General features: G+C 57.9%; 17 protein-coding genes. 15 read left to right on the forward strand and 2 right to left on the reverse strand.

Features of this window, described 5'->3' with window-relative positions; genetic code table 11:
* Positions 1–2 precede the first annotated feature (2 nt).
* From ftsE to livJ, 5 genes are all read left to right on the forward strand, one after another.
* Positions 3–668: a cell division ATP-binding protein FtsE gene (gene ftsE, locus ELK40_RS02100; RefSeq protein WP_045402529.1), complete on the forward strand. Its 666-nt coding sequence runs from the start codon at positions 3–5 to the stop codon at positions 666–668.
* A complete protein-coding gene (gene ftsX / locus ELK40_RS02105) occupies positions 661–1,716 on the forward strand; it encodes a permease-like cell division protein FtsX (RefSeq protein ID WP_045909157.1) in 1,056 nt (351 codons plus the stop codon). Before ftsE ends, ftsX begins: the two co-directional genes overlap by 8 nt.
* Positions 1,717–1,967: 251 nt before the next feature.
* A complete protein-coding gene (rpoH, locus tag ELK40_RS02110; protein WP_115876938.1) occupies positions 1,968–2,825 on the forward strand; it encodes an RNA polymerase sigma factor RpoH in 858 nt (285 codons plus the stop codon).
* 136 nt (positions 2,826–2,961) lie between these two features.
* Positions 2,962–4,227 (forward strand): 4-aminobutyrate--2-oxoglutarate transaminase, encoded by a 1,266-nt coding sequence (locus ELK40_RS02115; RefSeq protein ID WP_127729248.1) that lies wholly within the window; start codon positions 2,962–2,964, stop codon positions 4,225–4,227.
* A gap of 197 nt (positions 4,228–4,424) precedes the next feature.
* Positions 4,425–5,525, forward strand: coding sequence for a branched chain amino acid ABC transporter substrate-binding protein LivJ (gene livJ / locus ELK40_RS02120; protein WP_074147346.1), 1,101 nt, complete (start codon positions 4,425–4,427; stop codon positions 5,523–5,525).
* A 177-nt stretch (positions 5,526–5,702) separates the two neighbouring features.
* On the opposite strand, the gene panM is transcribed toward livJ, so the two are convergent.
* The gene (gene panM / locus ELK40_RS02125; RefSeq protein WP_023334145.1) at positions 5,703–6,086 is read right to left on the reverse strand and encodes an aspartate 1-decarboxylase autocleavage activator PanM; all 384 of its coding nucleotides are present in this window, start codon (positions 6,084–6,086) and stop codon (positions 5,703–5,705) included.
* Positions 6,087–6,510: 424 nt separating this feature from the next.
* Here panM and livK point away from each other — a divergent pair, with 424 nt between their 5' ends.
* The 10 genes from livK (at position 6,511) to ugpQ (ending at position 16,580) form a co-directional block, all read left to right on the forward strand.
* Positions 6,511–7,620 carry a high-affinity branched-chain amino acid ABC transporter substrate-binding protein LivK gene (gene livK, locus ELK40_RS02135; RefSeq protein WP_047653117.1) on the forward strand — a complete coding sequence of 370 codons (1,110 nt, stop codon included), beginning with the start codon at positions 6,511–6,513 and terminating at the stop codon, positions 7,618–7,620.
* Positions 7,621–7,666: 46 nt separating this feature from the next.
* On the forward strand, positions 7,667–8,593 hold the full coding sequence (livH, locus tag ELK40_RS02140) for a high-affinity branched-chain amino acid ABC transporter permease LivH (RefSeq protein WP_013099131.1): 927 nt from the start codon (positions 7,667–7,669) through the stop codon (positions 8,591–8,593).
* Positions 8,590–9,867 carry a branched chain amino acid ABC transporter permease LivM gene (gene livM / locus ELK40_RS02145; protein WP_048226437.1) on the forward strand — a complete coding sequence of 426 codons (1,278 nt, stop codon included), beginning with the start codon at positions 8,590–8,592 and terminating at the stop codon, positions 9,865–9,867. Before livH ends, livM begins: the two co-directional genes overlap by 4 nt.
* Positions 9,864–10,631, forward strand: a complete 768-nt coding sequence (gene livG, locus ELK40_RS02150) for a high-affinity branched-chain amino acid ABC transporter ATP-binding protein LivG (RefSeq protein ID WP_024906698.1) — start codon at positions 9,864–9,866, stop codon at positions 10,629–10,631. Before livM ends, livG begins: the two co-directional genes overlap by 4 nt.
* 1 nt (position 10,632) lies before the next feature.
* Positions 10,633–11,346, forward strand: coding sequence for a high-affinity branched-chain amino acid ABC transporter ATP-binding protein LivF (gene livF / locus ELK40_RS02155; RefSeq protein ID WP_008500102.1), 714 nt, complete (start codon positions 10,633–10,635; stop codon positions 11,344–11,346).
* Between the two features lie 245 nt (positions 11,347–11,591).
* On the forward strand, positions 11,592–12,908 hold the full coding sequence (gene ugpB, locus ELK40_RS02160) for a sn-glycerol-3-phosphate ABC transporter substrate-binding protein UgpB (protein ID WP_023310025.1): 1,317 nt from the start codon (positions 11,592–11,594) through the stop codon (positions 12,906–12,908).
* 127 nt (positions 12,909–13,035) lie between these two features.
* Positions 13,036–13,923, forward strand: a complete 888-nt coding sequence (gene ugpA, locus ELK40_RS02165; protein WP_115876934.1) for a sn-glycerol-3-phosphate ABC transporter permease UgpA — start codon at positions 13,036–13,038, stop codon at positions 13,921–13,923.
* Entirely contained in the window at positions 13,920–14,765 is an 846-nt protein-coding gene (gene ugpE, locus ELK40_RS02170) for a sn-glycerol-3-phosphate ABC transporter permease UgpE (protein WP_127729250.1), read from the forward strand. Before ugpA ends, ugpE begins: the two co-directional genes overlap by 4 nt.
* A 1-nt stretch (position 14,766) precedes the next feature.
* The gene (locus tag ELK40_RS02175; RefSeq protein ID WP_127729252.1) at positions 14,767–15,837 is read left to right on the forward strand and encodes a sn-glycerol-3-phosphate import ATP-binding protein UgpC; all 1,071 of its coding nucleotides are present in this window, start codon (positions 14,767–14,769) and stop codon (positions 15,835–15,837) included.
* On the forward strand, positions 15,834–16,580 hold the full coding sequence (gene ugpQ / locus ELK40_RS02180) for a glycerophosphodiester phosphodiesterase (protein WP_115876932.1): 747 nt from the start codon (positions 15,834–15,836) through the stop codon (positions 16,578–16,580). Before ELK40_RS02175 ends, ugpQ begins: the two co-directional genes overlap by 4 nt.
* Here ugpQ and ELK40_RS02185 read toward each other — a convergent pair.
* Positions 16,564–16,941 (reverse strand): DUF2756 family protein, encoded by a 378-nt coding sequence (locus ELK40_RS02185; RefSeq protein WP_111964217.1) that lies wholly within the window; start codon positions 16,939–16,941, stop codon positions 16,564–16,566. The two genes, ugpQ and ELK40_RS02185, sit on opposite strands and share 17 nt — an antisense overlap.
* Position 16,942: the final 1 nt, after the last annotated feature.

Consider the following 16,942-nt stretch of genomic DNA (forward strand, 5'->3'; position numbering starts at 1 on the left):
CAATGATTCGCTTTGAACACGTCAGCAAGGCCTATCTCGGTGGGAGACAAGCGCTGCAGGGGGTCACATTCCACCTGCAGCCGGGCGAGATGGCATTCCTGACCGGCCATTCCGGCGCGGGGAAAAGTACCCTGCTCAAGCTTATCTGTGGGATCGAGCGGCCAAGCGCCGGGAAGATCTTTTTCAGCGGCCATGAGATCAGCCGCCTGAAAAACCGTGAGGTGCCGTTCCTGCGTCGCCAGATCGGTATGATTTTCCAGGATCACCACCTGCTGATGGATCGCACCGTTTTCGATAACGTGGCCATTCCGCTGATTATTGCCGGCGCCAGCTATGACGATATCCGCCGCCGCGTCTCTGCGGCGCTGGATAAGGTCGGGCTACTGGACAAAGCGAAGAACTTCCCGATCCAGCTCTCCGGCGGTGAACAGCAGCGCGTGGGTATCGCCCGCGCGGTGGTGAACAAGCCTGCGGTGCTGCTGGCGGATGAACCGACCGGTAACCTGGACGATGCTCTGTCAGAAGGGATTTTGCGTCTGTTTGAGGAATTTAACCGCGTAGGGGTCACCGTATTGATGGCGACGCACGACATCGGGCTGATTTCCCGTCGTTCGTACCGCATGCTGACCCTGAGCGACGGTCATTTGCACGGAGGCCACGGTGAATAAGCGTGATGCAATAAACCAGATTCGGCAGTTCGGGAACCGGTTTGACCGTTTCCGTAAGCCGCAGGGCGGGGGTGACGGCAATCGTAATGCGCCGAAGCGCCAGAAGGCCGCGCCAAAACCGGCCTCCCGTAAAACCAACGTCTTTAACGAGCAGGTGCGCTACGCGTTCCACGGCGCGCTGCAGGACCTGAAAAGCAAACCGCTGGCGACGTTCCTGACGGTGATGGTGATTGCCATCTCCCTCACGCTGCCGAGCGTCTGCTATATGGTCTATAAAAACGTCAACCAGGCGGCCTCACAGTATTATCCGTCCCCGCAGATCACGGTCTATCTGGATAAAGCGCTCGACGATAACGCGGCGGCCCAGGTGGTTGGGCAAATTCAGGCCGAGCAGGGCGTGGAGAAGGTCAACTATCTCTCACGTGAAGACGCGCTGGGCGAGTTTCGTAACTGGTCTGGCTTTGGCGGCGCGCTGGATATGCTCGAAGAGAACCCGCTGCCCGCCGTGGCGGTGGTGATCCCGAAGCTAGATTTCCAGGGGACCGATTCGCTTAACACCCTGCGCGATCGCATCACGCGCATTAAGGGCATTGATGAAGTGCGCATGGATGACAGCTGGTTTGCGCGCCTTTCTGCTCTCACCGGGCTGGTAGGCCGCGTCGCGGCGATGATTGGCGTGTTGATGGTGGCGGCGGTCTTCCTCGTCATCGGCAACAGCGTGCGCCTGAGCATCTTTGCCCGTCGCGATACCATCAACGTGCAGAAACTGATTGGTGCGACGGATGGCTTCATCCTCCGACCGTTCCTTTACGGTGGCGCACTGCTCGGTTTTTCCGGCGCATTTCTTTCACTGATATTGTCAGAAATTTTGGTGATGCGGCTTTCCTCTGCCGTGACTGAAGTGGCGCAGGTTTTCGGAACGAAGTTTGATATCAGTGGCTTAGGGTTCGATGAGTGCCTGTTACTGCTGCTGGTGTGTTCGATGATTGGGTGGGTGGCAGCGTGGCTGGCAACCGTTCAACATTTACGTCACTTTACTCCCGACTAATAAAAGCGTGATATAATCTTTCCCTGCACCGAGATGTTCGCTCTGCAGGGAAAGCGTCCCTGTTGTCTCTTCCCCTGTTATCATCTCCATGTCACATTTTGTGCGTAATTTATTCACCGTTGCACCTGGAACTTGTGGATAAAATCACTGTCTGATAAAAGAGTGAATGCTAATCTCGTTGCTCAAACGCTTTGGCATGGTTGTTGCCTGACGGGGACAGCCTGGACCAGAAGAAATACTGAGAGGAATGAATGACCAAAGAAATGCAAACTTTAGCTTTAGCCCCTGTTGGTAACCTGGAATCTTATATCCGGGCTGCGAACACCTGGCCGATGTTAACGGCCGAGGAAGAAAAGGAGCTTGCTGAAAAGCTGCATTACCAGGGCGATCTGGAAGCAGCGAAAAAGCTGATCCTGTCTCACCTGCGCTTTGTTGTTCACATTGCTCGTAATTATGCGGGCTATGGCCTGCCGCAGGCGGACTTGATTCAGGAAGGTAACATCGGCCTGATGAAGGCTGTGCGTCGCTTTAACCCGGAAGTGGGTGTGCGACTCGTCTCCTTCGCCGTACACTGGATCAAGGCAGAGATTCATGAATACGTGCTGCGCAACTGGCGTATCGTGAAAGTCGCCACGACAAAAGCGCAACGCAAACTGTTCTTTAACCTGCGTAAAACCAAGCAGCGTCTGGGCTGGTTCAACCAGGATGAAGTGGAAATGGTGGCGCGCGAGCTGGGCGTAACCAGCAAAGACGTGCGTGAGATGGAATCCCGTATGGCCGCGCAGGACATGACCTTCGATATGTCCTCCGACGACGACGCCTCCGACAGCCAGCCGATGGCACCGGTTCTGTATCTGCAGGATAAAACCTCTAACTTTGCTGATGGCATCGAAGAGGACAACTGGGAAGATCAGGCCGCGAACAAGCTGACCCATGCGATGGAAGGCCTCGACGAACGTAGCCAGGATATTATCCGCGCCCGCTGGCTGGACGAAGACAACAAGTCCACGCTGCAGGAGCTGGCTGACCGTTACGGCGTCTCTGCAGAACGTGTGCGTCAGCTTGAAAAGAACGCCATGAAAAAACTTCGCGCCGCTATCGAAGCGTAATTTCCGCGAAGTACACCGAGAACCCCTGGATGAGAGTCTGGGGGTTTTGTTTTTTTAGCGCCCGCTCTGGCGAATTCCCTCCCCCTGGCAAACACTTACTGATGCGCTAAGCAGGCGACTTTCTCAGGGGGACAGGGTGAAAAACAACGAACTGAACGACCGGCGTTTACAGGCGACGCCGCGCGGCATCGGCGTGATGTGTAACTTCTATGCCGATAAAGCCGAAAACGCCACGGTGTGGGACGTGGAAGGCAATGAGTATATCGACTTCGCCGCCGGGATCGCGGTGCTGAATACCGGCCATCGGCATCCCAAAGTCATTTCCGCCATCGAAAAACAACTCCACGCGTTTACCCACACGGCCTACCAGATTGTGCCGTACGAAGGCTACGTGGCGCTTGCCGAGCGTATCAACGCACGCGTGCCCGTAGAAGGTCCTGCCAAAACGGCGTTCTTCTCCACGGGGGCTGAGGCGGTCGAAAACGCGGTCAAAATTGCGCGCGCCTATACCAAACGTCCTGGCCTTATCACCTTCGGCGGCGCGTTCCACGGCCGCACCTTTATGACCATGGCGCTTACCGGCAAAGTTGCGCCGTACAAGCTCGGCTTCGGACCCTTCCCCGGCTCGGTTTACCACGCGCAGTATCCGAATGAACTGCACGGCGTCAGCACCGCTGAGGCGTTGAAAAGCCTGGAACGTATCTTTAAAGCGGATATTGCTCCTGACCAGGTCGCGGCGATTATTCTCGAACCGGTTCAGGGGGAGGGCGGCTTCAACATTGCGCCTGCTGATTTTATGCAGGCTCTTCGCACCCTGTGCGATACCCACGGTATTTTGCTGATTGCCGACGAGGTGCAAAGCGGCTTCGCCCGCACCGGCAAGCTTTTCTCGATGGAACACCACTGCGTGAAGCCGGACCTGATCACCATGGCAAAAAGCCTGGCGGGCGGGATGCCGCTCTCGGCGGTATCGGGCCGTGCCGACGTGATGGACGCGCCTGCGCCGGGCGGGCTGGGCGGCACCTACGCGGGTAATCCGCTGGCGATTGCCGCAGCGCACGCGGTGCTGGACGTGATTGACGAGGAAGATCTCTGCACGCGCTCGGCGCATCTCGGCCATCACCTGGTGGAAGTGCTCAACAAAGCCAAGGAACACTGCCCGTATATCGCTGACATTCGCGGGCAGGGCTCGATGGTGGCGGTAGAGTTTAACGACCCGCAAACGGGCCAGCCTTCGCCGGAATTTACCCGCCAGGTGCAGGAACGTGCGTTGAACGAAGGGCTGCTTCTGCTGAGCTGCGGCGTCTACGGCAACGTTATCCGCTTCCTCTATCCGCTCACCATACCCGAAGCGCAGTTCCGTAAAGCGCTGGATATAATCTCCGCGTCGCTGACACGTTAAAGCCGCAAGCCCGGCGGTAAATCCTGCCGGGCTTATCATATATTCATTTCAAATTAGCTATTCCAAAATCATAAAAATCGGGTATGTTTTAGCAGAGTATGCTGAAAAAGCGCGGACAGCACACCTATAACTGACATAAAGCGCTGCACAACAACATCACAACAATCGTAATAACCATAATAATGGGGAATCTCAGGATGAACATGAAGGGTAAAGCGTTACTGGCAGGATGTATCGCGTTGGCATTCAGCACCATGGCACAGGCAGACATCAAGGTGGCTGTGGTTGGCGCAATGTCCGGTCCGGTAGCACAGTACGGCGACCAGGAATTTACCGGCGCTGAACAGGCGGTTGCAGACATTAATGCTAAGGGCGGTATCAAAGGCGAAAAACTGCAGATCGTAAAATATGATGATGCCTGTGACCCGAAACAAGCGGTCGCGGTCGCGAACAAAGTGGTGAACGACGGGATCAAATACGTTATCGGTCACCTGTGCTCTTCCTCTACTCAGCCCGCGTCTGACATCTACGAAGACGAAGGTATTCTGATGATCACCCCGGCAGCGACCGCACCGGAGCTGACTGCGCGTGGCTACAAGCTGACCCTGCGCACCACCGGTCTGGACTCTGACCAGGGTCCAACCGCGGCGAAATACATCGTTGAAAAAGTGAAGCCGAAGCGCATTGCTATCGTTCATGACAAGCAGCAGTACGGTGAAGGTCTGGCGCGTTCAGTGCAGGACAACCTCAAGAAAGCCAATGCCGACGTGGTGTTCTTCGACGGGATCACCGCCGGTGAGAAAGACTTCTCCACGCTGGTTGCGCGTCTGAAGAAAGAGAATATCGACTTTGTTTACTACGGCGGCTACCACCCGGAAATGGGCCAGATCCTGCGTCAGGCGCGCGCTGCGGGCCTGAAAACCCAGTTTATGGGCCCGGAAGGCGTGGCGAACGTTTCTCTGTCTAACATTGCGGGTGAATCAGCCGAAGGTCTGCTGGTGACCAAACCGAAGAACTACGACCAGGTCCCTGCGAACAAACCTATCGTAGATGCCATCAAGGCGAAGAAACAGGATCCAAGCGGCGCGTTCGTCTGGACCACCTACGCGGCGCTGCAGTCTCTGCAGGCAGGTCTGAACCAGTCAGCCGATCCGGCTGAAATTGCCACCTGGCTGAAAGCGAATACGGTCCAGACCGTCATGGGGCCACTCTCCTGGGACGCGAAGGGCGACCTGAAGGGCTTCGAGTTCGGCGTGTTTGACTGGCATGCCAATGGCACGGCGACAGACGCAAAATAATTTTCCCGTCTCCTTTCGCGCCGCAGGTGCGTTGGCTGCGTTATTCAACCCCGGTCACTTACTTATGTAAGCTCCCGGGGATTTCATAACTTGCCGCCTTCCTGCAACACGAAATGCTTGGGAAAATACAGTGGAGAATTTAGGCCGGGTAAGGCGCAGCCGCCACCCGGCTTTCTTTTAGCGCTTCTCCCACCCGCTCTCCTGCGCCGTAAAGCCTAACGCCTGCATAAACGCTGCCATCACGCCGCGGTCTTCCACGCCCACGTCGGCCATCCACCATGAGGTCACGCTTGGGTTTTCGCGGATCACTTCTTCAATTAAATACTGTCCCACGCCGCGACGACGGGTGACGTCACGAACGCGCAGTGAGTCCAGCGCTCCTTCTGTACCGCTCAGGGTGACGCGAACCGCAGCCAGCAGGCGCTCGTTAAAACGCGCGGCATAAATGCGGTGGGTCTCATCAACGCGCAGCGACGAAGGGGAATATTCCGGCCAGATCTTGCCCAGGTCGATATGATCCTGGTCGCTAAAGGTCACCAGACGCACGATAGTCAGTTTCATTAGCTACTTGTCCAAATCAAATTGAGTAGAGGCAGTGTACTCAATTTATTCACTCAGCGGCTTCCTCTTTTTATTCTCATTAACCAGGTGATTAGTTTTTTGGCAACGCGATGGGCAGTTTGAAAATACATGGATCGAAAAATAAGCAGAATTTTAACCTGAATGGTAGTGATTTATTCGGCGCTTTGTACCGTTATTTTATGCTGCAAACTGCACTTTTATTTGTTTATCTCTGCCTGATTTCAGAATATTATCTTTGCTTAATCGCCTGAAAAATAGAGATTTTAGTCTGGTTTTTGACAAAAACCTGCGCTAAACCATTAAAGGCACTGGTAAAAATAGCGTTGTTCATTAAAAGTACAGAATGCTTTTTAACCATAATAAAACAAAATATAAACACGACATCACTAATGGGGATTCAGAGATGAAAAGGAACGCGAAGACGTTAATCGCGGGGATGGTCGCACTGTCGATCTCGCATGCCGCCATGGCGGAGGACATTAAAGTTGCGGTAGTGGGCGCGATGTCCGGCCCTGTTGCCCAGTGGGGTGATATGGAGTTCAACGGTGCGCGCCAGGCCATCAAAGACATCAACGCTAAGGGCGGCATCAAAGGCGACAAGCTGGTGGGCGTAGAATATGACGACGCCTGCGATCCGAAACAGGCCGTCGCGGTCGCCAACAAAATCGTTAACGACGGCATCCAGTATGTTATCGGCCACCTGTGCTCGTCGTCCACCCAGCCCGCTTCTGACATCTACGAAGACGAAGGCATTCTGATGATCACCCCTGGCGCCACTAACCCTGAGCTGACCCAGCGCGGATACCAGCACATCATGCGTACCGCGGGGCTGGACTCCTCTCAGGGGCCAACCGCCGCCAAATACATCCTTGAAACCGTCAAGCCGCAGCGTATCGCCATTATTCATGACAAGCAGCAGTACGGCGAAGGCCTGGCGCGCTCCGTTCAGGACGGCCTGAAAAAAGGCGGCGCAAACATCGTCTTTTTCGACGGGATTACCGCCGGTGAGAAAGACTTTTCCGCGCTGATCGCCCGCCTGCAAAAAGAGAATATCGACTTTGTTTACTACGGCGGCTACTACCCGGAGATGGGCCAGATGCTGCGTCAGGCGCGCGCCACCGGTCTGAAGACCCAGTTTATGGGGCCAGAGGGCGTGGGCAATGCCTCTCTGTCAAACATCGCCGGGGATTCTGCTGAAGGCATGCTGGTGACGATGCCAAAACGCTATGACCAGGATCCGGCCAACAAGGCTATCGTGGATGCGCTCAAGGCGCAGAAGAAAGATCCGAGTGGTCCGTACGTCTGGATCACCTACGCCGCCGTACAGTCTCTGGCCACCGCGCTGGAACGCTCCGGCAGCAAAGAACCGCTGGATCTGGTGAAAGATTTAAAAGCACACGGGGCGAACACCGTGATTGGGCCGCTGAACTGGGATGAGAAAGGCGATCTGAAGGGATTTGAGTTTGGTGTCTTTAAGTGGCACGCCGACGGTTCATCCTCGGCCGCCAAATAATTATCCCACCGCCCGGACTGACGGGCGGGTATAAAAAGGTTTGCATATGTCCGAGCAGTTTCTCTATTTCCTGCAGCAGATGTTTAACGGCGTTACGCTGGGAAGCACCTACGCGCTGATCGCCATCGGCTATACGATGGTTTACGGCATTATCGGCATGATCAACTTCGCCCACGGCGAGGTCTACATGATCGGTAGCTATGTCTCCTTTATGATCATCGCCGCGCTGATGATGATGGGCATCGACAGCAGCTGGCTGCTGGTCGCAGCCGGGTTTGTTGGCGCGATTGTAATTGCCAGCGCCTACGGCTGGAGCATCGAGCGCGTGGCCTACCGGCCGGTGCGCAGCTCCAAGCGTCTGATTGCGTTGATTTCCGCGATCGGGATGTCGATCTTCCTGCAAAACTACGTCAGCCTCACCGAAGGCTCGCGTGACGTGGCGCTGCCAAGCCTGTTTAACGGCCAGTGGATTGTGGGGGCCAGTGAAAACTTCTCGGCTTCTATCACCACTATGCAGCTGGTTATCTGGGTCGTGACCTTTATTGCGATGCTCGCCCTGACGCTGTTCATCCGCTACTCGCGTATGGGTCGCGCCTGCCGCGCCTGCGCAGAAGACCTGAAGATGGCGAGCCTGCTCGGCATCAACACCGACCGCGTGATTGCCCTGACCTTCGTGATTGGCGCCGCGATGGCGGCCGTCGCAGGCGTGCTGCTCGGCCAGTTCTACGGCGTGATCAACCCGTACATCGGCTTTATGGCCGGGATGAAAGCCTTTACCGCGGCGGTTCTGGGCGGTATCGGCAGTATTCCGGGGGCGATGATCGGCGGCCTGATCCTGGGCGTGGCGGAAGCGCTCTCCTCGGCGTATCTGAGCACTGAGTATAAAGATGTGGTGTCGTTTGCCCTGCTGATTCTGGTTCTGCTGGTGATGCCTACCGGTATTCTGGGCCGTCCGGAGGTAGAGAAAGTATGAAACCGATGCATTTTGCAATGGCGCTGCTCTCTGCCGCCATGTTCTTCGTGCTGGCGGGCGTCTTTATGGGCGTCCAGTTAGGTCTGGACGGGACGAAGCTGGTGGTAGACGCCGCCCCCGACATCCGCTGGCAGTGGGTATTTATCGGCACTGCCGTGGTGTTCCTGTTCCAGCTGCTGCGTCCGCTGTTCCAGAAGTCGCTGAAAAACGTCTCCGGGCCGAAATTCGTTCTGCCGGCCATCGACGGGTCAACCGTTAAGCAGAAGCTGTTCCTCGTGGCGCTGCTGGTGGCCGCCGTGGCGTGGCCGTTTGTGGTCTCTCGTGGAACCGTAGATATCGCTACCCTGACCATGATCTACGTGATTCTTGGTCTTGGTCTGAACGTGGTGGTGGGGCTATCTGGCCTGCTGGTGCTTGGCTACGGCGGCTTCTACGCCATCGGCGCCTACACCTTCGCGCTGCTGAACCACTATTACGGCCTCGGCTTCTGGACCTGTCTGCCGCTGGCGGGGCTGGTCTCCGCCGCAGCCGGTTTCCTGCTTGGCTTCCCGGTGCTGCGCCTGCGCGGTGACTACCTGGCGATCGTGACCTTAGGCTTCGGTGAAATCGTCCGTATCCTGCTGCTGAACAACACCGAAGTGACCGGCGGCCCGAACGGCATCAGCCAGATCCCGAAACCGACCTTCTTCGGTCTGGAGTTCAGCCGTACCGCCCGCGAAGGCGGCTGGGATACCTTCAGTAACTTCTTCGGCGTGAAGTATGACCCGTCCGACCGCGTGATCTGGCTCTATCTGGTGGCGCTGCTGCTGGTGGTGATCACCCTGTTCGTGATTAACCGCCTGCTGCGCATGCCGCTGGGCCGCGCGTGGGAAGCACTGCGCGAGGATGAGATTGCCTGCCGTTCCCTGGGCCTGAACCCGACACGCATCAAGCTGACCGCGTTCACCATCAGCGCCGCGTTTGCCGGTTTCGCCGGGACGCTGTTTGCCGCGCGTCAGGGCTTCGTCAGCCCGGAATCGTTCACCTTTGCCGAATCTGCCTTTGTGCTGGCGATTGTGGTGCTCGGCGGGATGGGCTCGCAGTTCGCCGTTATCCTCGCGGCCATCCTGCTGGTGGTTTCGCGCGAGCTGATGCGCGACTTTAACGAATACAGCATGTTAATGCTGGGTGGTTTGATGGTGCTGATGATGATCTGGCGTCCGCAGGGCTTGCTGCCGATGACCCGTCCACAGCTGAAGCTGAAGAACGGGCAAGCGAAAGGAGAGCAGGCATGAGTCAGCCATTATTATCCGTTAACGGTCTGATGATGCGTTTTGGCGGCCTGCTGGCGGTCAACAATGTGTCACTGGATCTGCACAAGAAAGAGATTGTCTCCCTGATTGGCCCGAACGGCGCGGGGAAAACCACCGTCTTTAACTGCCTGACCGGCTTCTACAAGCCGACGGGCGGCACAATCATGCTGCGCGACAAGCACCTTGAAGGGCTGCCGGGCCAGCAGATTGCCCGCATGGGCGTGGTGCGTACCTTCCAGCACGTGCGTCTGTTCCGCGAGATGACGGTGATTGAGAACCTGCTGGTTGCGCAGCATCAGCAGCTGAAAACCGGGCTGTTCTCCGGTCTGCTGAAAACCCCGGCCTTCCGCCGCGCCCAGGATGAAGCGCTCGATCGCGCCGCCACCTGGCTCGACCGAATTGGCCTGCTGCAGCACGCCAACCGTCAGGCGAGCAACCTGGCCTACGGCGACCAGCGTCGTCTGGAGATTGTGCGCTGCATGGTCACCCAGCCGGAAATCCTGATGCTCGACGAACCGGCGGCGGGCCTCAACCCGAAAGAGACCAAAGAGCTGGACGAGCTGATTGCCGAGCTGCGCGATCACCACGACACCACCATTCTGCTGATTGAGCACGACATGAAGCTGGTAATGGGCATTTCCGACCGTATCTACGTGGTTAACCAGGGTACGCCGCTGGCAAACGGCACGCCGGAAGAGATCCGCAACAACCCGGACGTGATCCGCGCATACCTGGGTGAGGCATAAGATGGAAAAAGCGATGTTAACGTTCGACAAGGTCAACGCGCACTACGGCAAGATCCAGGCGCTGCACGACGTCAGCCTGCATATCAATCAGGGTGAAATCGTGACCCTGATTGGCGCCAACGGCGCGGGCAAAACCACGCTGCTCGGCACCCTGTGCGGCGACCCGCGCGCCACCAGCGGGCGGATTGTGTTTGATGGCAAAGACATTACCGACTGGCAGACCGCCAGAATCATGCGCGAGGCGGTGGCGATTGTTCCGGAAGGGCGCCGCGTGTTCTCGCGTATGACGGTGGAAGAGAACCTGGCGATGGGCGGGTTCTTCGCCCACCGCGATGAATACCAGACCCGCATCAAGTGGGTGTACGAACTCTTCCCGCGCCTGTGGGAGCGCCGCATTCAGCGTGCGGGCACCATGTCCGGCGGTGAGCAGCAGATGCTGGCGATCGGCCGCGCGCTGATGAGCCAGCCGCGCCTGCTGCTGCTGGATGAGCCGTCGCTCGGCCTGGCGCCAATCATCATCCAGCAGATATTCGACACCATCGAGCAGCTGCGCAAAGAGGGGATGACCATCTTCCTCGTCGAGCAGAACGCCAACCAGGCGCTGAAGCTCGCCGACCGTGGCTACGTGCTGGAGAACGGCCGCGTGGTGCTGGAAGACACCGGCGACGCGCTGCTGGCGAACGAAGCGGTGCGGAGCGCGTATCTGGGCGGCTGAGCCGTCTGTATCGCCCGGTGGCGCTTACGCTTACCGGGCCTACGGTATCAACCAGGCCGGGTAAGGCGAAGCCGCCACCCGGCTTTTTCACATAAACCCCCTTCACACAACCATCATCCCCCTGACCCTTTACTGTCACTTATCTGTAAACAAACAGTTATTTTTCTGTCATTCGAGCATGTCATGTTACCTCGCGAGCATAAAACGCGTGATATCGCGCATCCGGCACAATAAGAGAGATGACAATGACATCGTTACGACACACAGCTTTGGGTCTGGCACTGGGTCTGGCTTTTGCGACGAACGCAATGGCTGTGACGACCATTCCGTTCTGGCATTCCATGGAAGGGGAGTTGGGTAAAGAAGTTGACTCCCTGGCGCAGCGTTTCAACGACACCCATCCGGATTACAAAATTGTGCCGGTGTACAAAGGCAACTACGAGCAGAGCCTGAGCGCGGGCATCGCCGCCTTCCGTACAGGCAACGCGCCTGCACTGTTACAGGTTTATGAAGTGGGCACCGCCACGATGATGGCCTCCAAAGCCATCAAGCCGGTCTATGAAGTATTCAAAGAAGCGGGTATCAACTTCGATGAATCCCAGTTTGTACCGACCGTAGCGGGTTACTACACCGATTCCAAAACCGGCCATCTGCTGTCTCAGCCGTTTAACAGCTCTACGCCGGTGCTGTACTACAACAAAGACGCATTCAAAAAAGCCGGCTTAGACCCGGAGCAGCCGCCAAAAACCTGGCAGGACCTGGCCGAATACACCGCGAAGCTGAAAGCGGCGGGAATGAAGTGCGGCTACGCCAGCGGCTGGCAGGGCTGGATCCAGATTGAAAACTTCAGCGCCTGGCACGGCCTGCCGGTTGCGACCAAAAACAACGGCTTCGACGGCACCGATGCGGTACTGGAGTTCAACAAGCCGGAGCAGGTGAAGCACATTGCGCTGCTTGCCGATCTGAACAAGAAGGGCGACTTCAGCTACTTCGGGCGTAAAGACGAATCCACCGAGAAGTTCTACAACGGCGACTGTGCCATTACCACCGCCTCGTCCGGCTCTCTGGCGGACATCCGTCACTACGCCAAATTCAACTACGGCGTGGGCATGATGCCGTACGACGCTGACGTGAAGGGCGCGCCGCAGAACGCCATCATCGGCGGGGCGAGCCTGTGGGTGATGCAGGGTAAAGACAAGGGTACCTATAAAGGCGTAGCCGAGTTCCTCGACTTCCTGGCGAAGCCGGAAAATGCCGCCGAATGGCACCAGAAGACCGGCTACCTGCCGATCACCAAAGCCGCGTATGACCTGACCCGCGAGCAGGGCTTCTACAGCAAGAACCCGGGCGCGGATATCGCGACGCGTCAGATGCTGAACAAGCCGCCGTTGCCGTTCACCAAAGGCCTGCGCCTGGGCAACATGCCGCAGATCCGCACCATTGTGGATGAGGAGCTGGAAAGCGTCTGGACCGGTAAGAAAACGCCACAGCAGGCGCTGGATTCCGCGGTAGAGCGCGGGAATCAGCTGCTGCGCCGCTTTGAGCAGTCGACGAAATCGTAATTCAAACCTGCCCCTCACCCCGGCCCTCTCCCCAAAGGGGCGAGGGAGAAAAGACGGCTCCGTGCAGTCCCCTCTCCCCTCTGGGGAGAGGGCTAGGGTGAGGGGTGAATACCTACAGAGCTAACCTATGTCATCATCCCGTCCGGTGTTCCGTTCCCGCTGGCTGCCGTACCTGCTGGTCGCGCCTCAGCTGGTCATCACCGTTATCTTCTTTATCTGGCCTGCGGGCGAAGCGCTGTGGTACTCGGTACAAAGCGTCGATCCGTTTGGGCTTTCCAGCCAGTTTGTCGGGCTGGACAACTTTACCGCGCTGTTCAATGACAGCTACTACCTGGACTCCTTCTGGACGACGATGAAGTTCAGCGCGCTGGTCACCGTCAGCGGCCTTGTTGCCTCGCTATTTTTCGCCGCGCTGGTCGATTACGTGGTGCGTGGCAGCCGCCTGTATCAGACCCTGATGCTGCTGCCTTACGCCGTGGCGCCCGCCGTCGCCGCCGTGCTGTGGATTTTCCTGTTTAACCCCGGTCGCGGGCTGATTACCCACTTCCTGGCTGAGTTCGGCTACGACTGGAACCACGCCCAGAACAGCGGCCAGGCCATGTTCCTGGTGGTGTTCGCCTCGGTGTGGAAGCAGATTAGCTATAACTTCCTGTTCTTCTTTGCCGCGCTGCAGTCCATTCCGCGTTCGCTGGTGGAAGCCGCCGCGATTGACGGCGCAGGGCCGATTCGTCGCTTCTTCAGGCTGTCGCTGCCGCTGATCGCCCCGGTAAGCTTCTTCCTGCTGGTGGTTAACCTCGTTTACGCCTTCTTCGACACCTTCCCGGTAATCGATGCGGCCACCGCAGGCGGCCCGGTGCAGGCGACCACCACGCTGATTTACAAAATCTATCGCGAAGGCTTCGCCGGGCTGGATCTCTCCGCCTCTGCCGCGCAGTCGGTTGTGCTGATGTTCCTCGTCATCATCCTCACGGTGGTGCAGTTCCGCTATGTCGAAAGTAAGGTGCGCTATCAATGATTGAGAACCGTCGCGGGCTGACGATTTTCAGCCATACCATGCTGATTTTAGGGATCATCGTCATCCTCTTCCCGCTGTACGTGGCCTTTGTTGCCGCCACGCTGGACACCAAAGCGGTGTTCGATACGCCGATGACGCTGATCCCCGGCGGCCACCTCTTTGAGAACATGAAGACCATCTGGACCCAGGGCGTGGGCGCCAACAGCGCACCGTTCTGGCTGATGATGCTCAACAGCTTCATCATGGCGTTTGGCATTACGGTCGGCAAAATTACGGTGTCGATGCTTTCGGCGTTCGCCATCGTCTGGTTCCGCTTTCCGCTGCGTAACCTCTTCTTCTGGATGATCTTCATCACGTTGATGCTGCCGGTTGAGGTGCGTATCTTCCCGACGGTGGAGGTGATCGCCAACCTGAAGATGCTCGACAGCTACGCGGGCTTAACCCTGCCGCTGATGGCCTCGGCGACCGCCACCTTCCTCTTCCGCCAGTTCTTTATGACCCTGCCGGACGAGCTGGTTGAAGCCGCGCGCATCGACGGCGCCTCACCGATGCGCTTCTTCCGCGACATCGTGCTGCCGCTGTCGAAAACCAACCTTGCGGCGCTGTTTGTGATCACCTTTATCTACGGCTGGAACCAGTACCTGTGGCCGCTGCTGATTATTCAGGACGTCAATCTCGGCACCGCCGTGGCGGGCATCAAAGGCATGATTGCCACCGGCGAAGGCACCACCCTCTGGAACCAGGTGATGGCGGCGATGCTGCTCACCCTTATCCCACCCGTAGTCATTGTTTTAGCCATGCAGCGCGCGTTTGTCCGCGGCCTGGTCGATAGCGAGAAATAAGATGGCAGGTTTAAAACTTCAGGCAGTAACCAAAAGCTGGGACGGCAAAACCCAGGTGATCCAGCCGCTGACGCTCGACGTGGCGGACGGGGAGTTTATCGTGATGGTCGGCCCGTCCGGCTGCGGCAAATCCACCCTGCTGCGCATGGTGGCGGGGCTGGAGCGCGTGACGTCCGGGGACATCTGGATTGACCGCCAGCGCGTCACCGAGATGGAGCCGAAAGACAGAGGTATCGCGATGGTCTTCCAGAACTACGCTCTCTACCCGCACATGAGCGTGGAGGAGAACATGGCCTGGGGGCTGAAAATCCGCGGCATGGGCAAAGGCCATATCGAGGAGCGTGTGAAAGAAGCCGCCCGCATTCTGGAGCTGGACAGCCTGCTCAAGCGCCGCCCGCGCGAGCTCTCCGGCGGCCAGCGCCAGCGCGTAGCGATGGGGCGCGCCATCGTGCGCGATCCGGCGGTATTCCTGTTCGACGAGCCGCTCTCTAACCTCGACGCCAAGCTGCGCGTGCAGATGCGTCTTGAGCTGCAGCAATTGCACCGTCGTCTGAAAACCACCTCGCTGTACGTTACCCACGATCAGGTCGAAGCCATGACCCTCGCCCAGCGCGTGATGGTGATGAACAAAGGCGTTGCCGAGCAGATTGGTACCCCGGTGGAAGTGTATGAGAAACCGGCTACCCGCTTTGTGGCGAGCTTTATCGGCAGCCCGGCGATGAACCTGCTGGAAGGGCGTATCAGCAGCGCGGGCTCGCACTTTGAGCTGGAAAGCGGGATGGCATTGCCAATCAACTGGTACTATCGTGGCTACGCCGGGCGTAAGATGACGCTCGGTATCCGCCCGGAACATATCGGTTTAACCTCTCAGGCGGAAGGCGGCGTGCCGCTGATCATGGACACGCTGGAGATGTTGGGTGCAGATAACCTGGCGCACGGGCGCTGGGGCGAGCAAAAGATGGTGGTGCGTCTGGCACATCAGGAGCGCCCTAAAGCAGGCAGCACGCTGTGGCTGCACCTGCCGGAAAATCATCTGCACCTGTTTGACGGTGAAACAGGACAACGAGTATGAGCAACTGGCCTTATCCCCACGTCGTCGCCCACCGCGGCGGCGGTAAGCTGGCGCCGGAAAACACGCTGGCGGCGATTGACGTCGGCGCGCGCTACGGTCACACGATGATCGAGTTCGACGCCAAGCTGTCGAAAGACGGCGAAATTTTCCTGCTGCATGACGATAACCTTGAACGCACCAGCAACGGCTGGGGCGTGGCGGGCGAGCTGCCGTGGCGCGATCTGCTGAAAGTTGACGCCGGAAGCTGGTACAGCGGCGAATTTAAAGGCGAACCGCTGCCGCTGCTGGCGGAAGTAGCCGATCGCTGTCGCCAGCACGGCATGATGGCCAATATCGAAATCAAACCGACCACCGGCACCGGGCTGCTGACGGGCAAAGTGATTGCCCTTGCCGCGCGCGAGCTGTGGGAAGGGATGACCGCGCCGCTGCTCTCCTCGTTTGAAATTGACGCACTGGAAGCGGCACAGGCGGCCGTGCCGGAGCTGCCGCGCGGGCTGCTGCTTGACGAGTGGCGCGAGGACTGGCGCGAGCTGACGACGCGCTTAGCGTGCGTCTCTATTCATCTCAACCACAAGCTGCTGGATGAGGCGCGGGTGAAGATGCTGAAGGACGCGGGTCTGCATATTCTGGTTTACACCGTCAATAAACCCCAGCGCGCGGCCGAACTGCTGCGCTGGGGGGTGGACAGCATCTGCACCGATGCAATCGACCTGATCGGCCCGGACTTTAGTTCTGCGGATTAAGCATACTGCCATTCGACTGCGGCGGCAGCATATGCTGCTGTCCGCTACCTGACGACGTCATTCCCCCTAACATCCCGCCGTTTTTATTTGGCAACGGTTGCTCGCGCACCTGCCCCTGCTGCACGCGCTGGGTGTTGGCGTTCATCTGATTTTGCAGGCTTTGCTGCTGCACCTGGGTCTGCGTTCTCAGCTGCTGATTCAACATCCCTTTTTGCTGCTGCTGCTGGCTCATCATCTCGGTCTGCATACGCTGCTGGCTCGGGATGACGTAACCCTGCTGATTCGGGTTATTCATGGTGTTGAGGGGCTGTGCGAGCGCGGCAAACGGGATCAGCGCCGTAAGAATCAATAAGCGTTTCATT

Origin of the sequence: Enterobacter sp. N18-03635 (assembly GCF_004006055.1) — a bacterium.
Taxonomy (GTDB): Bacteria; Pseudomonadota; Gammaproteobacteria; order Enterobacterales; family Enterobacteriaceae; genus Enterobacter; species Enterobacter vonholyi.

Coding starts and splice junctions, on each gene's coding strand:
- ugpQ (WP_115876932.1), top strand. CDS start 15,834: ATGAGCAACTGGCCTTATCCCCACGTCGTCGCCCACCGCGGCGGCGGT.
- rpoH (WP_115876938.1), top strand. CDS start 1,968: ATGACCAAAGAAATGCAAACTTTAGCTTTAGCCCCTGTTGGTAACCTG.
- livF (WP_008500102.1), top strand. CDS start 10,633: ATGGAAAAAGCGATGTTAACGTTCGACAAGGTCAACGCGCACTACGGC.
- ELK40_RS02175 (WP_127729252.1), top strand. CDS start 14,767: ATGGCAGGTTTAAAACTTCAGGCAGTAACCAAAAGCTGGGACGGCAAA.
- livJ (WP_074147346.1), top strand. CDS start 4,425: ATGAACATGAAGGGTAAAGCGTTACTGGCAGGATGTATCGCGTTGGCA.
- livH (WP_013099131.1), top strand. CDS start 7,667: ATGTCCGAGCAGTTTCTCTATTTCCTGCAGCAGATGTTTAACGGCGTT.
- livK (WP_047653117.1), top strand. CDS start 6,511: ATGAAAAGGAACGCGAAGACGTTAATCGCGGGGATGGTCGCACTGTCG.
- ugpB (WP_023310025.1), top strand. CDS start 11,592: ATGACATCGTTACGACACACAGCTTTGGGTCTGGCACTGGGTCTGGCT.
- ugpA (WP_115876934.1), top strand. CDS start 13,036: ATGTCATCATCCCGTCCGGTGTTCCGTTCCCGCTGGCTGCCGTACCTG.
- ftsE (WP_045402529.1), top strand. CDS start 3: ATGATTCGCTTTGAACACGTCAGCAAGGCCTATCTCGGTGGGAGACAA.
- ugpE (WP_127729250.1), top strand. CDS start 13,920: ATGATTGAGAACCGTCGCGGGCTGACGATTTTCAGCCATACCATGCTG.
- panM (WP_023334145.1), bottom strand. CDS start 6,086: ATGAAACTGACTATCGTGCGTCTGGTGACCTTTAGCGACCAGGATCAT.
- livG (WP_024906698.1), top strand. CDS start 9,864: ATGAGTCAGCCATTATTATCCGTTAACGGTCTGATGATGCGTTTTGGC.
- ELK40_RS02185 (WP_111964217.1), bottom strand. CDS start 16,941: ATGAAACGCTTATTGATTCTTACGGCGCTGATCCCGTTTGCCGCGCTC.
- livM (WP_048226437.1), top strand. CDS start 8,590: ATGAAACCGATGCATTTTGCAATGGCGCTGCTCTCTGCCGCCATGTTC.